This window comes from Algoriphagus locisalis (assembly GCF_900116615.1).
Classification (GTDB): domain Bacteria; phylum Bacteroidota; class Bacteroidia; order Cytophagales; family Cyclobacteriaceae; genus Algoriphagus; species Algoriphagus locisalis.
In genome coordinates, this window is the sequence record NZ_FPBF01000008.1 from 1 (window position 1) to 20,241 (window position 20,241).

General features: G+C 47.3%; 1 protein-coding gene. It reads right to left on the minus strand.

The window, feature by feature from the left end; all coding sequences use genetic code 11:
* Positions 1 to 19,526: DUF7507 domain-containing protein (locus BM386_RS19250; protein WP_091697240.1), on the minus strand; the 19,526-nt coding region annotated here is incomplete at its 3' end.
* Between the last annotated feature and the right edge of the window lie 715 nt (positions 19,527 to 20,241).

Genomic DNA, 20,241 nt, shown 5'->3' on the forward strand with positions numbered 1-20,241 from the left:
GCTGTCGCAAAGTTGCTGATCGTGCCGTTGTCCACATCATCCTGGGTTACCGTGTAGCTCGTGATGATCGTGGCGCTTTCTCCAGGTGCCAGGGTACCCACATCCTCTGTCAGTCCGGTCAATGGATCTTCCACGGTCACATCGGTCAGTGTCACGTTACCGGTATTGGTCACTACGATGCCGTACTTGATCTCCTCGCCTGCCTCGGTATAGGTAGTCGCATTGGTGGCTTTCATCACATCCAGGGATGGATTTTTGATACCGTCCACTTCTGCACCGTCTCCACCGTCTGTAGGGTTGCCGTCAGGATCGGTACCGGTCGCTGTCGCAAAGTTCAGTATGGTGCCATTGTCCACGTCTTCCTGGGTCACAGTATAGTTGGTGGTCACAGTGATGGATTCTCCCGGTGCCATGGTACCAAAGTTTCGGGTCAGTTCGGTCAAGTCATCCCTGCCGTTCACATTGGTCAGAGTCACGTTGCCGGTATTGGTCACCACAATGGTGTAAGGGATCACATCGCCCGCTTCATCGTATTCGTCCACGTTTGCTTCTTTTTCCACACTCAAGCCCGGGGTCTGCGTCGCAGGGGTTACCGTGCTATCGGTGCCGTCGGTCTCTCCCCCGTCTGGATCTGTGCCGGTGGCTGTGGCTATATTGCTTACTTCACCGCTGTCCACATCTGCCTGGGTCACCGTGTAATCCGTCGTCAAGGTCACCGTTTCGCCCGGAGCAAGTGTTCCTACATTCTCTGAGTAACCTGTCAAAGGATCTTCTACCGTTACATCGGTCAGGGTCACATTGCCCGTATTGGTCACTACCAGTGTATATGGAATTACATCACCTGCTTCAGCATAGGTTGTAGATGTGGTCGTTTTCTCTATAGTTATAGCTGGGTTCTTGATGCCGTCTATGATCAACTCATCCTCATCCTCTACCTCGCCGCCGTCAGGTGTTTCTCCGGTTACGAAAGCCACATTTTCCAAAGAGCCTCTGTCCACATCGGCTTGTGTCACGGTGTAGCTTACTGTGATGGTAGCTGTTTCTTCAGGAGCCAATGTTCCAAAGTCTCTACTTGATCCGGTTTTAGGGTCAGTAACAGTCACATTATCCAAGGACACGTTTCCATTGTTGGTCACTACGACCATGTATTCGATCACATCGCCTGCTTCGTCGAAGGTGTCCACATCGGCAGTTTTCTCCAAAACTATAGACGGCTCTTGGATAGCATCTATCTGAACAGTATCCAGATCCACCACATTTACATTTTGAGGAGTGGTGCCACGGGTTCCGGCTATGTTTTCGTAGAACCCATTATCCAGATCTTCTTGGGTAATCACATGCGAAGTGGAATAGCTTACCGAAGCAGCAGGTGCCAAAGTAGGTACGACTTCATCCAAACCGGTAAATGGATCTCTCACAATCACATTGCTCAGGGTCACATTGCCGGTATTGGTCACCGTAATGGTATAATTCGCTGTCTGGCCAACCTCATCGTAAGTGCTGATATCAGAAACTTTTTCTATATCAATGTCTCCATTCAGGATAGCTGTCACTTGCTCATCATCCATTGCCTCCACAGTTCTATCGGCAGGAGTAATTCCTGTTGCTGTCGCAATATTTTCAAAGACTCCCGCATCCACATCAGCTTGCGTGATGGTATAAGTAGTGGTGACTGTAGCACTTTCTCCCGGTGCCAAAGTACCAACAACCTGATTCAGCGAAGTCTGAGGATCCGTCACCGAAACATCTGTCAAGGTCACATTGCCGGTATTGGTCACAACGATGGTGTAAGGAATCACATCATCTGCAGCATCGTAAGTCGAAACATCGGCGGTTTTTTGGATGGCGATATCGCCATCTCTCAAGGCTACCACTACCGCATTGTCAGTCACTTCCAGGTCACGTCCTTTTGGCGTAGTGCCAGTAGCTGTGGCAATGTTTGTCAACAGACCTGCATCTACATCCTGCTGGGCAATGGTATAAACTTCAGTATAAGTCCTGCTTGCTCCCGGAGCCAAATTCCCAACAGCCACGTCCATTCCGGTCAGTGGATCGGTCACGGCCACATTGCTCAAGGTCACATTGCCACGGTTTCGGATCACAATGGTATAGGTGATCTGATCACCGGCTTCACGGTACAATCTTGGACTTGGTGTTTTATCAATGGAGAGTAAGCCAGCGGTCAATGCAGTCACACTCTCTTCATCCTCATCGGTCACCACTTCAGCGTTGGAAGCTATGCCTTGGACAGTTGCAATATTGGAAATACTGCCGCTGTCCATATCGGCCTGAGTCACGGTATAAGAAGTGTTTCTGATCGAAATACTTCCCGGAGCCAAGGTTCCCACATTTTCTGAGAAGCCTGTCAAATCATCCGTGATGACCACATTCCCAATCGTCAAGTTGCCCACATTGGTCACGGTCAGCGTGTAATTGATTACCTGTCCGGCACGTTCATAGATTTTTGGCGAAGCCGTCTTTTGAATTTCAATTCCCGGTGTGCCGCGACGGAATACCGTAACATTATCTGTGTCGGTCAGGCCTTCTTCCACAGACGTGTTGCCGGTAACAGTTGCAGTATTTATAATGCTCCCTGCATCTACATCTGTCTGTGTAGTGGTGTAAGTAGGCGTAAATGTCGCCGATTCTCCCGGTGCCAAAGGTCCGAATTCCTCGTCCAGAGAAAGTCTTTCATCCACCAGATTCAGTTCGGTTAAAGTCAGGTTACCTGTATTGGTCACCACCAAAGTATAGGTGATTACCTCATTCGGCGCATCAAAGATTCGAGGAGTTGCTGTTTTGGTCAAGTCTATTGAACCGCTTTGCAAAGCAAGAACCTCCACTGCATCTTCGTCAGTCACATCAGGGCCTATTGGAGGAGTACCAATTACATTGGCATCATTGATCACCGAACCGTCATCCACATCCGTCTGCTCAATGGTGTAAGTGGTGGTATAGGTCAACACCTCACTCGGTGCCAAGGACGGAATAGTCTCATCCATGCCTGTCAATGGATCGGTCACGATCACATTGGTCAATGTAACATTTCCGGTATTGGTCACAGTGAGCGTATAGGTGATCACATCACCATCCTCATCGTAATTGGCCACATCGGCTACTTTTTCAAGGAGAATAGCCGGACTTTGCTCTGCAATCACTGTTACATCGTCCGAGTCGGAAACTGTAGCTGGATTTGGAGAATTACCGGTTACACTTGCCGTATTATCGATTTGGCCATTGTCCACATCCGCCTGAGTCACGGTGTATCGGCTGGTTAAGGTATAACTTTCTCCCGGTGCCATGGATGGATAGGTCTGATCCAAATTCACCAGTGGATCTGTCACATTCACATCCGTCAAGGTCACATTTCCGATATTGGTGATCACCACAGTATATCGGATCAGATCGCCTGCTTCATCATAAGTAGAGACATTGGCTGATTTGGTCAGCTCGATCTCACCTTGCTGGATGGCATCCACGGTCACCTCATCACTGTCTTCAACTACTTCATCATTTGGATCCAAAGCAGTTACACTTGCAGTGTTGTCGATTTGTCCATTATCCACATCCGCCTGAGTAACTGTGTAAGGGAAATCTTTGGATAGACTTGCTCCCGGTGCCAAGGTATTGATGGGCTCGTCGGCACCCGTCAATGGATCTGTGACTTCCAAGGTATTCAGAGTCACATTTCCGGTATTGGTGATAGTAATCGTATAAATGATCACTTCTCCAGCAGTATAATAGGTAGCCTTGTCAGCTTCTTTGACCAGATCGATTTCTGGTGTTTGCGTAGCTTCTACTACCACAGAATCTTCATCTTCTACGGTTTCTCCGGCAGGAGTTTCCCCTGAGCCTGAAGCGGTATTTTCTACCTGACCCGCATCGATATCATTCTGATCTACCGCATAGACGGCAGTGTATGTTCTGCTTTCTCCCGGTGCCAAAGTCTGAACTGTCTCTGTCAAACCTGTCAAAGGATCCACCACTTCCACATTGGTCAAAGTCACATTACCCGTGTTTTCCACCACAATAGTGTAGGTAATCTCGTCATCAACAGCGGTATAAGTATCTACATCCGCGGATTTGGTGACGGTGATCTCACCATTTTGGATGGCTGTCACCAGTTCATTATCTGTATCAGCAACAGTTCTATCTGCCGGTGTTGTACCGGTCACAGTTGCGGTATTTGGCAATTCGCCATTATCCAGATCTTCCTGGGTAATGGTGTAAACAGTAGTGAACGCCTGAACTTCACTTGGCTCCAAAGTCGGAACAACAGTGCTATAAGCTGTTAACGGATCGGTCACCTCCACATCAGTCAAAGTTACATTTCCGGTATTGGTCACAGTTAGTGTATAAGTGATCAGGTCATCAACTGCCTCGTAAGTATCCACATCCGCCTCTTTCGTCAGCTCAATTGCTGCAGCTCTTCTGGACAATACCACTGCATTATCGGTATCTGTCACAGTTCTGTCCGCAGGAGTGACACCTGTTGCGGTAGCCTGATTCACAATCAATCCAGCGTCCACATCTGCCTGAGTAGCCGTGTAAGAAACCGTGTAAGTTTCAGATGCTCCTGGAGCCAAAGTAAGCGCTCCTCCATTGTCAAACCCAGTCAGCGGATCGGTCACCTCTACATTTGTCAAGGTCACGTTTCCGGTATTGGTCACAGTCAACGTGTATTCGATGACTTCCTCGGCTGCATCAAATGTTCTTTGAAGCGGAGTTTTGTCAATAGAAATAGAACCTGAACGCTGAGACAAAACTCTGGCGTCATCGGAGTCTGTTACCTCAATGCTTGATGGGGCTTCTCCTGTTGCGGTAGCTTCATTCAGTACTAAAGCAGCATCCACATCATCCTGATCCGCCGTGTACGAGGTCACAGTTGAAACCTGCTCACCCGGTGCCATTTCTCCAACTTCCCAATTCAATCCTGTCAAAGGATCAGTTACGACTACATTATCCAGGGTCACATTACCTTCATTGGTCACCGTGATGGTGTAGGTCAGTTCGTCTCCAGCTTCGTCGAAGGTCAACTGGTTTGCTTTCTTATCTATGCCGATGGCCCCAGATCTCAATCCCTGAACGGTAGCATTGTCGGTATCTTCCACCTCATCACTATCAGGATCAATTCCTACCGCCGTAGCGCTATTGGTGATGAATCCCTGATCCAAGTCATCCTGTGTGGCAATGTAGGTGACCGTAATCGAGGTGCTTTCGGCTGGCGCCAAAGTGCCTACATTCTCATCGGTACCAGTGAGTGGATCTGTGATCGTCACCTCGTCCAAGGTCACATTACCGATATTAGTCACGGTAAGTGTATAAGTGATCTCTTCTCCCGCTTCATCAAATGTCAGCGGAGAAGCAGTTTTGGTCAATTCGATTGCCGGCTCTCCGATCACGAAGATCCTCGCATTATCTGTGTCTTCTACCGTTTCATCATTCGGAGTTACTCCGGTTGCTGTAGCAGTATTGACCAGATTTTTATTATCTACATCTTCTTGAGTAAGGGTATAAGTGGTCGTGAAGGTCTCACTTTCCCCTGGTGCCAATGTGCCTACCGCTTCATTGAAGCCGGTCAACGGATCATTTACCTGCACGTCGTCCAAGGTCACGTTTCCAACATTGGTCACAACAATGGTATAAGTGATCAACTCACCCGCAGCATCAAAGAATTTAGGGTTAGAAGTTTTGGTCACTTCTATCGCTCCGTTTTGCACCGCAATAATCTGTTCGTTGTCGGTATCTTCAACCTCTTCGTCATATGGAGTGGTGCCCGTAGCTGTCGCAATATTGGTCACAGAACCCGTATCCACTTCCGCCTGACTTACGGTGTAGGTAGTCTGGAATTGCTGGGTTTCGTCTGGCAATAATACCGGAACAGTTTCCGTCAATCCTGTCAACGGATCTGTCACTTCCACATCTGTCAAAGTCACATTTCCGACATTGGTCACTTCCAGCGTATAGGTGATTACCTGATCGGCAGCGGTGTAAATCTGTGGTGAAGCTGATTTCGTGATTTCAATTCCGCCAATCTGGTTTGCTTTAGACAGAACTTCATCGTCATCGCTGACTTGCTCCTCATTCGGATCTGTACCGACTACCGTAGCCGTATTCAGGATTTCCCCGCTATCCATATCCGCCTGGGTGACGGTGTAGGCGGTTTGCCCCTGCTTGGTTTCATTTGGAGCAAATGAACCGGCGTTATAATTCAAGCCGGTCAGCGGATCTGTCACCGTCACATCTGTCAAGGTGACGTTTCCGGTATTGGTCACAGTGAGGGTGTAGAAAATCACGTTTCCAGCCTGATCGTAGGTAGTCTGCGTGGTCTCCTTCACGATCTCGATGGATGACAACTGAATCGCTTCGATGGTCAGATCATCCTCATCAGTGACTTGTGTGTTCTGCGGAGTATTGCCTATGACAGTAGCCTGATTAAAGATGGAGCCGTTATTGATATCCGCCTGAGTGACGGTATAATTTTCTCTGACATCAGTGGATTCACCCGGAGCCAAGGTGCCGACGTTGGTAGTCAGGCTGGTCAATGGATCACTAACCGTCACATCCGTCAAGGTCACATTTCCGGTATTGGTCACTGCTAAAGTATATCGGATCACATCGCCAGGAGCGTCGTAGTCGGATACGTTAGCCGATTTTTCGATGCTGATCTCAGGATCAAGCAATGCAGTTATTGTTTCATCATCAGAGTCTTCAGCTCTGCTGTTATCAGGAGCTACCCCTGAAACTTCAGCAATGTTGTCAATCTTACCAGTGTCCACATTTGCTTGTGTAATGGTATAAGAAGGAGTAAGTGTACTGCTTTCTCCCGGAGCTAGACTTCCAATATTTCGAGTCAAACCAGTTTTTGGATCTTTCAGCGTCACCTCATCCAGCGTCACGTTACCGGTGTTTTCCACCACCAAGGTATAGGTGATCACCTCACCCGGAGCGGCGTAGGTTTTAGGATTTGCAGTTTTGGTAATAGATATATCAGGATTTTGAAGTCCCAGGACAGTCACGTCGTCAGAATCTCCAACCTGACTGCCATCCGGCGCATAGCCATTGGCATCTACCAAGTTATAGACAAAGCCATTGTCCATGTCAGTCTGATTCACTTCGTATGCTTCGGTGAATGTTCTGGATTGACCTGGCTCAAGAGTAAGGATAAATCCACTCAGACCTGTATTGTTGTCCACGCCGTAGATTCTGCTGAGGGTAACGTTTCCGGTATTGGTCACCACAATGGTATAAGTGATGATCTCGCCTGCCTCAGAGAAGGTTGGTTTATCAGCAGATTTCAGAACCTCCAATTCACCATCTTGGATCGCATCCACGATGGCCGAATCATTGTCCTCTTCGGTTTCACCACCAGGAGTTACTCCCGAACCGGAAGCAGTATTTTCAATTTGTCCGGCATCCAGATCATCTTGGTCAACGGTATAAACCTCTGTGAATGTCACACTTTCTCCCGGTGCCAAAGCATCCACATCTTCCGTCATACCCGTGAGTGGATCTATGACTTCTACATCGGACAGGGTCACGTTTCCGGTGTTTTCCACCACAATGGTATAAGTGATCTGGTCTCCTACGGCATCGTAAGTGTTGACATCAGAAGCTTTTGAAACGGTGATTTCGCCATTTTGAATGGCTGTCACCAGCTCATCATCCGTATCGCTGACAGTAAGGTTAGCAGGCGTAGTTCCTGAGACACTTGCAGTATTTGGAAGCTCGCCATTATCTACATCCTGCTGAGTGATCACATAAGAAGTACTGAATTCCTCCGTTTCTCCCGGATTGAAAGTAGGGATGGTCGTGCTGTATTGAGTCAAGGGATCGGTCACCTCGACATTTGTCAAGGTCACGTTGCCGGTATTGGTTACGACCAAAGTGTAGTCGATGACATCACCTACTTCGTCGTAAGTCTGCACATCCGCATCCTTGGTAATGGAGATGGAAGCCGATCTTCTGGAAAGTACTATCGCATTGTCAGTATCAGTAACCGTTAGCTCTGTCGGGGTAATACCTGAAGCTGTGGCGACATTGACAATAGTACCCCGATCCACGTCTGCCTGAGTGACGGTGTAGGAAACGGTGTAAGTTTCCGAGTCGGCTGGATCCATGCTTTCAATGCTAGTCTCAAATTCAGTCAGTGGGTCACTTACTTCCACATCTGTCAGTGTGACATTTCCTGTATTCGTGACGACTATTTCATAGTCAATCACCTGATCAGCTTGGCTGTAAGTTCTCTGAAGCGGAGTTTTCTCGATGGCAATGGAACCAGATCTTATGGCGATAACTCGTGCATCATCCTGATCGGTCACGACATTTCCAGAAGGCGTATTTCCGGTGGCAGTTGCTACATTGACTACCAAACCAGCATTGACATCGTCCTGATCTGCCGTATAGCTAGTCACTGTGGAAACACTTGCTCCCGGTGCCATTTCTCCAATATCCCAAGTCAAACCTGTCAATGGATCTGTAGCTTCTACGTCGGTCAAAGTCACATTTCCTTCATTGGTGACCGTGATGGTATAACCTAGCTCATCTCCGGCTGCATCGAAGGTCGGTTGATTTGCTGTCTTCTCGATGCCGATAGCTCCGGCGCGTAATCCTTGAACCAGAGCATCATCGGTATCTTCCACTTCATCATCATCCGGATCGATCCCAGTTGCTGTTGCTGTGTTGGTAATGAAACCCTGATCCAAATCATCCTGAGTAGCCTCATAAGTTAAGGTGACGGTTTTGCTTTCCGCAGGATCCAAAACCCCATCATCCACCAACTGGTCAGTACCTGTAAGTGGATCGACTACAGTCACATCGGTCAGCGTCACATTACCGAGATTGGTGACTACCAAGGTATACGTGATCTCCTCGCCTGCCTCGTCAAATGTCAGCGGATCGGCGGTTTTTACGATTTCTATGGCTGGTAATCCAAATACATAAACCCGGGCATTGTCCGTATCAGAAACCTCCTGATTGGAAGGAGAAAGTCCTGTGGCAGTGGCCGTGTTAATCAGGTTAGTGTTGTCCACATCTGCCTGAGTCAGGGTGTAAGTAGTGCTAAAGGTCTGGGATTCACCCGGCGCCATGGTGCCAACCAGCTTATCGAAGTTGGTCAATGGATCTACCAGTTCTACCTCATCCAAAGTCACATTTCCGGTATTGGTCACTTTGATGGTGTAAGTGATCACCTCACCCGTTGCATCGAAGAATAGCGGATTGGCAGTTTTCACCACTTCAATCGAAGCACTTTGCTGGCCAGTAACCAGTTCATTGTCTGTATCAGAGACATCAACTCCCTGAGTAGTCTGACCAGCGGCGCTGGCAGTGTTTGGAATACTTCCGGCATCAAGGTCAGCCTGGGTGGTCGTATAGGTAGTGGTATAGACTTCCACTTGACCTGGAATCATCACATCGATCGTCTCATCCAGCCCGGTCAAAGGATCGGTAACTGCCACATTTTCCAACGTCAGGTTACCTGTATTTTCTACAGTAATCGTATAGGTGATTTCTGTATCCGGCGCGCTGAAAGCATTCGGATCGGCAGTTTTGGTGATTTCAATGTCTCCATTTTGAAGTGCATTGATCAGTTCATCATCCGTATCATTTACCTGATCACCATTCGGATCGACTCCATTGGTGGCTGCGGTATTTGCAATAGACCCGTTGTCAATGTCCTCCTGAGTGATGGTGATGGTGGTCGTGTAAGTCGCACTTTCATCCGGTGCCAACGTACCCACGGCTTCATCCAAACCTGTCAATGGATCAGTCACCTCGACGTCAGTCAGAGTCACATTTCCGGTATTGGTCACGATGATGGTGTAAGTCACCACTTCACCTGGAGTCTCGTAGCTGGCTTTATCAGCAGATTTAGTAACCTCAATACTTGGGGTCTGAATGGCTTCTACCAGTTCAACGTCCGCATCGGAAACTTCTGCTATTCCGCTGGAAACAGGAGGCACAGCCGTTACGGAAGCCATATTTGGCACCTCTCCATTATCCACATCATCCTGATCCACGGTATAAGTCGTGGTGAAAACCTGGCTATCTCCCGGAGCAAAGTCTGTGAACTGCTCATCCATTCCGGTGAGCGGATCTGTAACCACAACATCATACAAAGTTACATTTCCTGTATTCGTCACCGTAACCTGATAGGAGAGTACATCTCCATCCTCGGAGTAGCTGGTGGTAATTGCAGTTTTGTCAATCGAGATTGCTGGGTTTTCGATCGCCGGAACAACCACTTCATTGGTGTTATTAGTAACATCCTGATCGTTCGTATCCGTCCCGGTTGCATTAGCAATATTCGTGTAGCTTCCCGCATCAATATCCTCCTGCACCACCACGTGCCGTGCGGTGACAGTGGCATTTTGTTGAGGTGCCAAAGTAGCGATTGGGCTACCACTGGTAATCTCCGCTTTTGGATCAGTCACCACAATATTGGTCAACGTGACGTTTCCGGTATTTCTCACCAAAATGTCATAATTGATCACATCACCCACTGCTGAGTAGCTGCTGGTGGTAGATCGCTTTTGGGTAATCAAAGAAGGATTTTGAATTGCAGGAACCGTCACCTCATTGGTAGTGGCATCCACATTTTCATTGTTGGTGTCCTTGCCGCGCGCCGTTGCCTGATTCGAGTAGAAACCTGCATCCAGATCTGCCTGAGTCACCACGTGTTCGGCAGTAATGGTGGCAGTATTTCCCGGTGCCAAAGTGAGGATTGGATTTCCGGAGGTGATCACCGCTTTTGGCTCAGTGATCGTGATATTGGTCAAGGTCACATTTCCGGTGTTTTCCACCACGATGGTGTATTCGATCACATCCCCTACCTGGTCGTAATCGGCGGTAGAAGTGGCCTTAGTCGCAGTCATCGAAGGTGACTGAACTGCATCCAGGGTTACCCGATTGGTCGTGGTAGAAATTGGCACCCCGGTTTTCAAAGTACCATCTGCAGTTGCTTGGTTGGTATAGGAGCCAGCATCCAAATCAGCCTGTGTCACTATGTGTTCTGCGCTCACAGTAGCAGTAGTCCCGGCGACAACAATCGGAATAGGATTTTCGCTGGTAATCTCAGCCTTAGGATCATTGATCTCCATGTTGTAGAAGGAGACGTTACCTGTATTGTTGATCAGGATCTGATAGTTGATCACTTCACCCACAAATGAGTAAGTAGTCTGAGGAGAAGATTTGGAAGAGGAAATAAATGGATTCTGAACGCCGGTGATTCTTTCGAGATCATCGTCGCTGACAGGATTTCCATTGAAATCCAGCCCTTCTGCCAATGCAGTATTGTCGATTTTGGAATTGTCCACATCGTCCTGAGTGACGGTGTAAACTTCGGTATAGGTCACACTTTCTCCCGGAGAGAAGGTGGCTACAGTCGTAGATAGTCCCGTCAGATCATCGGAAACTTCCATATCGAATACCGTGATATTTCCGGTATTGGTGACAGTAATGGTGTAATCCAGTACTTCCCCAGCATTGATGTAGCTGTTTTGGGTTACTGATTTATCGATTGTGATCTGAGGATTTTGGGCGCCGTTTAGGACTTCGGTATCGGCATCCTGGACAGTATTTCCGTTAAAGTCTTCGCCCGTTGCATCTGCGGTATTGGTAATAGTGCCGCGGTCCACATCTTCCTGAGTGACGGTGTAAGTCTCCGTGTATTCACGGCTTTCGCCCGGTGCCAGCTCATCGATGGTTGTACTCAGAAGTGTTTTGGAATCAGAAACGGTGATATTGTAAACCGTGACGTTTCCGACATTTTCTACCACAATGTCGTAATTCAACACTTCCCCTACAGCAGTATAGCCGCTTTCCTCCACAGACTTGGTTACTTCTAAGCGTGGGTTTTGAACAGCCGGAACGATTTCATCATCGATCGCATTTGCCAGATTTCCTCCCGCAGGAGTTCCAGTGGCTGTGGCGGTATTTTGGAATTCACCTACGTTGACATCATTTTGATCCGTGGTGTAGTTAGCAACGAAAACCCAGGTCTCGCCCACATCCAGATTGCCATCGGCATCTTTGTCTCCACTTCTGTAAGTAGGACCTTGGGCTACAAATGGATCTGTCAAGACCACATTGCTGATGGTGACGTTTCCGGTATTTTTCAGCTCCAAGGTGTAGTTCAGGATATCGTCCGGACTATTGTAGCTATTCGGTGTGGTAGTACTGGTTTTGGTCAGCGTCCACCTTGCATTCTGAATCGCATTGGTGGTCTCACTGTCTGTCAAATCAGGAATGCTTCCACCTGCTGGATTTCCGGTGACGCTGGCGGTATTGGTAAAGGAACCATTGTCGATATCCTGCTGGGTAATCACATGGGAGGCTGTGTAAGTCCAGGTTTCACCCACATCCAGCACATCGTCGTCATTCTGATCTCCGGCCAAATAGTCCGGTCCTGTGGTGGCATTCGGATCTTGGAGGTTGACGTTGGTGATGGAAATATTTCCTGTATTGGCTATGGTAATGCTGTAATTCAATACCTCGCCAACGGTGCTGTAGGTTCTCGGATTGTTGATGCCGCGCTTGTCCAAAGTCCAGCTTGGAGTTTGGATAGCTGCCACAGTTTCATCTCCAGTTGCTTCAATTGGACCTCCTCCAGCTTGTTGACCGTCTGCAGTGACTGTGTTGTCAAATCTTCCACGATCCACATCTGCTTGGGTCGTGGTGTAAGTAGCCTCATAAGTCCAGACTTCTCCCACGCTTAGAATGTCATCGTCCAGCTCATCTCCGCTGACGTAATCAGGTCCGGTGCTGGCTTTTGGATCACTCACCAGCAAATCAGCAATGGTGATATTTCCAGAATTCTCTACGGTAATCAGGTAGTTGATCTCTACTCCCGGTTCATCAAACTCGGAAATGTCGGCCACCTTGGTCACAGTCATCTCAGGCATGCGGTTGGCCGGCACATTCACGGCACCGCCTGCTGTGACGATTCTGCCTAAATAATCTTTTCCAACTGCGGCAGCTGTATTCAGAATATTTCCCCGATCCAAATCCGCCTGAGTAACGACGTAAGTGACAGTAAATGTGGCTGATTCTGTCGGAGCCAATTCAGGCACAACTGTAGTAAAATCAATAAAATTATCTTCTAATTCTGTGTCGAAAATGGTCAGGTTACCTGTATTGGTGAGTACCAAAGTATAGTGCAACTCATCTCCAGGAGTGGAATAAGTGGTTTCTTCCACAAACTTTTCCAAAACCAATCTTGGGTTTCTAGCCCCTGTCAATTCTTCACTGTCGGAGGTATTCACAGGATTATCGTAATAATCCTCTCCCGCAGCAGTTACGGTATTATTGATTTCACCTACATCCAAGTCTTCTTGGGTGACAGTATAGTATTCTGTGATGGTAATGATTTCGCCGGGCAGAATCGTCGCTACCTCCTGGGTGTATCCAGTAAGCGGATCTTCTATCTGCGTGTCAAAAACAGTGACATTGCCAGAGTTTCTGACTAAAATAACGTATTCAATTACCTCACCCACGGCTTTGTAGCCTCCTTGGACAGCCTGTTTCTCGCTGGTCAACTGAGGTGTCTGAACTCCATTGATGAGTTCGGTATCCGAATCAGTCAAAGTTTCATTGACGGTATTTTGGCCGGTGGCGGTAGCAGTATTTGTAATAAAGCCTTTGTCCACGTCTTCCTGAGTGACGGTGTAGGTTTCATTGAACGTCTGGCTTTCTTTGGATTCCAAATCAATGGTCGTATTCAGCCCAGTCAGCGGGTCGGTGACCACCACATTGGTCAAGTCGTCATTGCCTCGATTGGTTACTACGATGGTGTAATTGAGGACTTGCCCAGCTTCGCTAAAACCGTTTTGTTGGACATCTTTTTCGATATCCAGATTGCTATATGTTCCATCGCCTGTCGTAGCGCCATCAGAGTCATCAATGTCATTACCGTCTGGATCTTTTCCGCTAGCATTTGCAACATTTGTAAATGTACCTTCGGCAACATCTTCGGAGGTAACTGTGTGAGACGTAGTGACAGTCACAGATTCACCAGGAGCCAAATCTCCCACGTTTTCATCCAAACCAGTCGTTGGGTCAGTGACCTGAATATCAGTAATCGTCACGTTCCCCGTATTGGTCACCACAATGTCATATTCCAATACCTCTCCTTCCACCAGTTCTCCTGAGGTCAGGGACTTGTTGACATTGAGCTCAGGGTTTTGAGCTCCATTGATCACTTCCGTGTCCTCATCATCTACATCTTCTCCATCTGTATTCGTTCCGCTGGCTGAAGCTGTATTTTCAATAGTGCCATTGTCCACATCAGCCTGGGTCACTGTATAAGTGGTGGTGAAAGTTAAAACCTCTCCTGGCTCAAGGGTACCGATATCCTCTGTCAAACCCGTCAAGGGGTCAGTCACGCTCGCATCATTAATCGTGGAATTCCCCGTGTTGGCTACGATAATGGTGTAAGTCAATACATCACCCGCTTCAAAATACCCTGACTCCTGCACATTTTTGATGACGGTGATTTCATCTGATTCCGCACCGTTGGTGGTTTGGGAATCGGTATCTGTCACATCTTCTCCGTTCGGATCTGTGCCTGAAGCAGCCACATCGTTGGTCACAGAACCATTATCCACATCCGCCACTGTTACAGTATAGGTAGTGGTGTAAACAATGGTTTCTCCAGGCGCAAAGCTTGGAATAGTCTCGGTCATTCCTGTAAGCGGATCGACTACCTCCACATCGGTCAGGGTAACATTTCCGGTGTTGGTGACCGTAATGGTGTATTCCAGCACATCTCCCGCTTCCACGTATCCATCGCTGGTCAACGCTTTATCGACTTCGATTAATGGTTTTTGATCTGCATCAGATTCTGTAGAATCCGAATCTTCCACGTCCTCGCCATTTGGATCTTGTCCCGTAGCAGTAGCAGTATTTGTAATCGAACCGTTGTCCAGGTCCTCCTGGGTGATGGTAACTGAACCTGTATAAGTAAGCTCCTGGCCTGGCTCCAAGCTCAGCCCGCTTTCATCCAAATCAATCAAATCATCCGATACCGCTACATCACTCAAACTCAAATTACCAGAGTTTGTAACCGTGATGGTATAGTTCAAAACTATTCCGGTGTCGTCGTAAGAGACTTTGTCCACGGATTTATCCAGGGAAATTTCCGGGTTTTGGATAGCGTCAATGGTATTGGAATCAGTAGCATCCGGAAGATCCATGCCGCCCGCAGGTGTGCCGCTGGCAGAGACATCGTTTGTGACCGAGCCATTATTGATATCCTCTTGGGTAATGGTGTATTGCGCAGTGAAAATCCAGGTTTCATTTGGATCCAGTTTGCCGTTGGAATTGGTGTCGCCAGAAACATAGTCCGGCTCACCGGTCAGCGGATCATCCAGGGAAATTTCGGAAATAGAGACGTTTCCTGTATTTTCTACTTCAAAAGTATAGGTAATTACCTCGCCGGCATTGGTATAAGTATCGCTGGAAGGGGTTTTGGTGATTTCCCAATCCGGAATCTGATTTGCGGGCACCACTTCATCATCAGAAATATCCGGCAGGTTTCCTCCCAAAGAGATTCCGTTAGCCTGAGCGGTATTTTCGTGGCTTCCATTATCCAAATCCTCTTGTGTCACAATGTAGCTGGCAGTGAATGTCCAGGTTTCACCCACATCCAGAATCTGGTCATTGTCTGTATCACCAGAAGAGTAAACCGGAGGATTGGTCGCTCCCACATCAAAAACATCCACGCTTTTGATGGAAACATTTCCGGTATTGGTGATAACGATTTCATAGAAAATCTCATCCCCGGCTTCACTGTATTCTTTAGGATTGTTGGTGGCTGTTTTATCTATGCTCCAGCTTGGCAGCTGAACGGCAGGAACGGTCACTTCATCGGTCTCGTCAGGAAGGACTCCTGCCGCAGGATCACCGGAGGCCGTTACTTCATTGGTATAGCCGCCGTTATCAATGTCTTCCTGGGTGACCACATAAGTAGCCGTGTAAGTCCACACTTCTCCCACGTCCAGCACTCCGTCTTCGTCTTCGTCACCTGATTCATAGGTCGGACCGGAGCTGGCAGTTGGGTCTTCGACTACAGGATTGTTGATCGTGATATTTCCGGTATTTTCCAGAATGATGGTGTAATTCAATACCTCACCGACCGAAGAATAGTCTGACTCAGCGACAGACTTGTTAACCTCCATTCTTGGAGTCTGAGATGCTCGGATTGTTTCAGAATCATTTAGACTAAATGTGTTTCCAGAGGGAGTTGTGGCGGTAGCGGTGGCAGAATTTTCCAATGAGCCACGATCAACATCGGCCTGAGTAACGGTATAGGTCAACTCAAATGAGATCGTCTGTCCAGGTAGGAATTCTGGAAAAACATCCGAGGTGCCCACTTTAGGATCCGTAACCACCACATCGCTCAGCGTAACGTTACCCGTGTTGACAATCACCAAGGTGTAGTGAAGTTCTTCTCCAGCTTCTGAATAACCGCTTTCTGCAACTGTTTTGGAAATAGAGAATTTCGGATTTTGCGAACCTACTATTGAAGCGTCATCTGTGGCATCTTCCAAATCTCCCCCGGCTGGATCACCTGCAGCGGTTACCACGTTGGTGAATTCCCCCGCATTCAGATCATCCTGATTGATTACGTGAGTGGCCGTGAAAACCCAGGTTTCCCCCACATCCAAAATATCATTTCCGTCATCGCCAGAAACATAGGTCGGACCAGAAGTAGCCTGAGGATCGCTCACCACTACATTGCTGATCGATACGTTACCGGTATTGGAAAGGACAATGTCATACGTGAGTTCATCCCCGATTTCACCATAGCCGCCTTCATTGACAGATTTGGAAATGGTCCACTTTGGAGTCTGAGTGGCAGGAACGGATTCATTAGCATCCACATCATCCAGGTCACCCCCAGCAGGATCGCCGGTGGCAGAAGCTGTATTTTCAAAAGAGCCTGCATCCACATCCTCTTGGGTGACGGTGTATTCCGCTGAATAAGTCCAGGTTTCTCCCACATCCAGTCTTTGGTCATTATTCTGATCGCCGGACTGGTAAGTTGGCCCGGAGGTGGCCTGAGGATCGGAAACTACCACATTGTCAATGGTGACGTTCCCGGTATTTTCCACCACTATGGTGTAGGAAATTACATCCCCAGGTTTACTATAGGTCGTTGTATTGCTGGTTTTTGAAATGGTCCAGGAAGGATTCTGAACCGATGGAACGGTAGCACCGTCGGTGATCTCATCGAGTGTGCCCGAAGGTGGATTACCGGTTGCCGTAGCGGTATTGGTAAATTGTCCATTATCTACGTCTTCTTGAGTAGCTTCATGACTGGCGGTGAAAATCCAGACCTCATCCGGATCCAATTCAGAATCTCCATCAGTATCTCCAGATGAAAAAGTAGGACCGCTGGTGGCCTGCGGATCGGAAACATTCACGTCAGAAATGGAAACATTTCCTGTGTTTCTGATCTCGATGGTATAGGTGATCTGGTCGCCGGCATTGACATATTCAGTCTCATTCGCAGTCTTGGTCATTTCCCAAGACGGATTCTGATTGGCTGTGACATTGGCAGAACCAGAGGCATTTGGAAGACTTCCAGCAATCAATGAGCCGGAGGCAGTTGCTTCATTTGTAAACGAACCATTATCCAAATCATCCTGCGTAATGGTGTGTGAGGCTGTGAACACCCAGGTTTCGTTCACTTCCAAAACTCCGTCTCCATCATCCCCTGAGGAATAAACCGGTGTAGCATCAGCTCCCGGATCACTTACAGTAGGATTTTGAATAGAAACATTTCCTGTGTTTTCCACAGAAATGGTGTAAGTAATCACATCACCCACTGCGTCGTAATCCGTGGGAGTAGGTGTTTTGGTGAGTGTCCAGGATGGATTCAACGTCGCGTTTACGGTTGTGCTACCGGATGCATCATCTAAATCTCCGGCTGTCGGATCTCCCGAAGCAGTAGCAGAGTTGGTAAAGCTTCCGTTGTCAATATCTTCCTGCGTCACCTCATAGGAAGCGGTAAAAACCCAGATTTCCCCAACTTCCAGGATATCGTTTGTATTCGTATCGCCCGAGCTGTAATCCGGACCTGAAGTTGCTTGGGGATCTGATACCTCGACATCTGAAATGGAAACGTTTCCTGTGTTTCGTACAGTGATGTTGTAATCAATGACATCGCCTGGATTTTCATAACTATCCGAACTGCTTTTTGTCAAAGTCCAGCTTGGGTTGGAAACCGGGGTCGTTATTTCACTAGCTGAATTGTTTGAAGGATTTGGATCATTCTCGTTGCTAGCCGTGATGGAAGTCTGGTTTTCATAGTCAACTCCAGAGACGGGCTCCAATACTCTGGCGGTAATGGTCAGGGTAGCAGAAGCTCCTGAAGCCAGATTCCCAACTGTCCATGTTCCCGATCCCTCATCGTAGTTACCCTGAGAAGGGCTGTCAGAAACGTACTCGTAGCCATCTGGAAGCTGGTCAGACACGACAATTCCAGTGGATGGAGAAGGCCCGTTATTGGTGACAGAAATGGTAAAATTGACTGTACTTCCCACATCCGGCGTTCCGTTGTTCACAGACTTGGCAATGCTAAGGTCTGTTTGTGGAACGGGAGTTAAGGTGATGGAACTTTGGTTATTGGAATTATTTGGATCAAACTGGTCTGAACTGGCGGTTGCCGTATTTTGGTAGTTTCCACTTCCCTTGACCAAAACTGTGATTTCTAAACTTGCCGAACTCCCATTTGCCAGATTGCCGACATTCCAAACACCTGTCCCTGAATTATAAGCTCCCCCACTGTTGTCACTGATGTAAGTATAGCCGGATCTGAGCTGATCATTGACCACGACATTGGTCGCGTCATACCCTCCATTGTTTGTGACAGTGACAGTAAAAACAACCTGGTCGCCTGCATTTGGGGAATTGTTACTTGCAGATTTGGAAGTAGCTAAATCAGCAATCAACGTAGGATCAACCGAAACACTCGCCTGGTTGTCCGTATCATTCAAGTCTTCCTCTTCACTGGAAACCGATGCCGAAAATTCATAATCATCCGTGGTGGTAACGGTAGCGGTGATCTCAATACTTGCAGAAGCACCGGAAGCCAAGCCTCCGACCGTCCAAATTCCCGTACCTGCATTATACACTCCGCCTCCGATATCATCGCCCTGATAGTCATAGCCTGCCGGAAGTGGTGCTGCGACTTCTACAGTCGCTGCATCCTCAGGTCCATTATTAGTTACCGTGATGGTAAAGACGACGTCATTGCCAAGTACGGGGTTGGAGTTATTGACCGAGAGCGAAAGGGCTAAATCGGTGGGGGCAAAGTATCCTGAATTCACTTCTGCATCAACTCTAATAGAATAAGTCGAAACAGCAAATTCAACATCGTCGCTTAGGGCTTCCGAAAAGAGAAGGATATTTTTGTCTGACTTGCCAAACCCTTCGTTAAGCTTTGGACGGGATGAACTGCCAATAGCTCCGAAGGAGATTATAAGTAATAAAAATATGGAAGTTATGTATTTATGATATTTCATGCGTAAAGGAGTATTTCTCACATTTATAAAATCAGATACAGTTCTTTACCGGACCGAAGTACAGTTAATGAAAAGGGTTAATTTGGTAGTAAAGCCGTAGGGTTAGTGAAAGAGAGTTTATTAGACTTATCTTTTAAAGAGCTTAGATCATTGATAAAATTTGCAACACCGTAATCCTTAGACCTGCGCACAACTTTATACACCATTCGGCCAATTCGCAGTTTTAAAACAAATTGTATTAAAATGAAGGAAGCATTAGACACCCAACTGCCCACTTGCAAAGTAGATCCAACTAGCTCTAGACACTTGCCGGATGAACTGATATGACTAGGCACTTCCTCTCTAATTCTAAATAGGGATGAAAGAGCGCAACTCAATACTGAAAATTGCTTAGGGCTCAAATAGAGAAAACAAAATGTTTTAATAGCTGCATTTAGCCTGTTTACATTGCAAAAAGCAAAAAGTAGTCTTTGAAAAACATCAATTGAACAAGGTAAATATGTTGCCATATACTTTTTTTAAAAATATCACAGAAATCAACCCTTTAAATTATGTCAAGATTCTTACTAAATCGTCAAAGCTATTTTAATCTAATTTGGATAAATGCCATTTTTAAGTGCCTAAACAATTAATTAAAAAAGCTACTAATCTCATTTTCAACAAATTAATAAAAACTAGCTCTAAGATACCCATTCGATTGAACTCAAGTCAACTA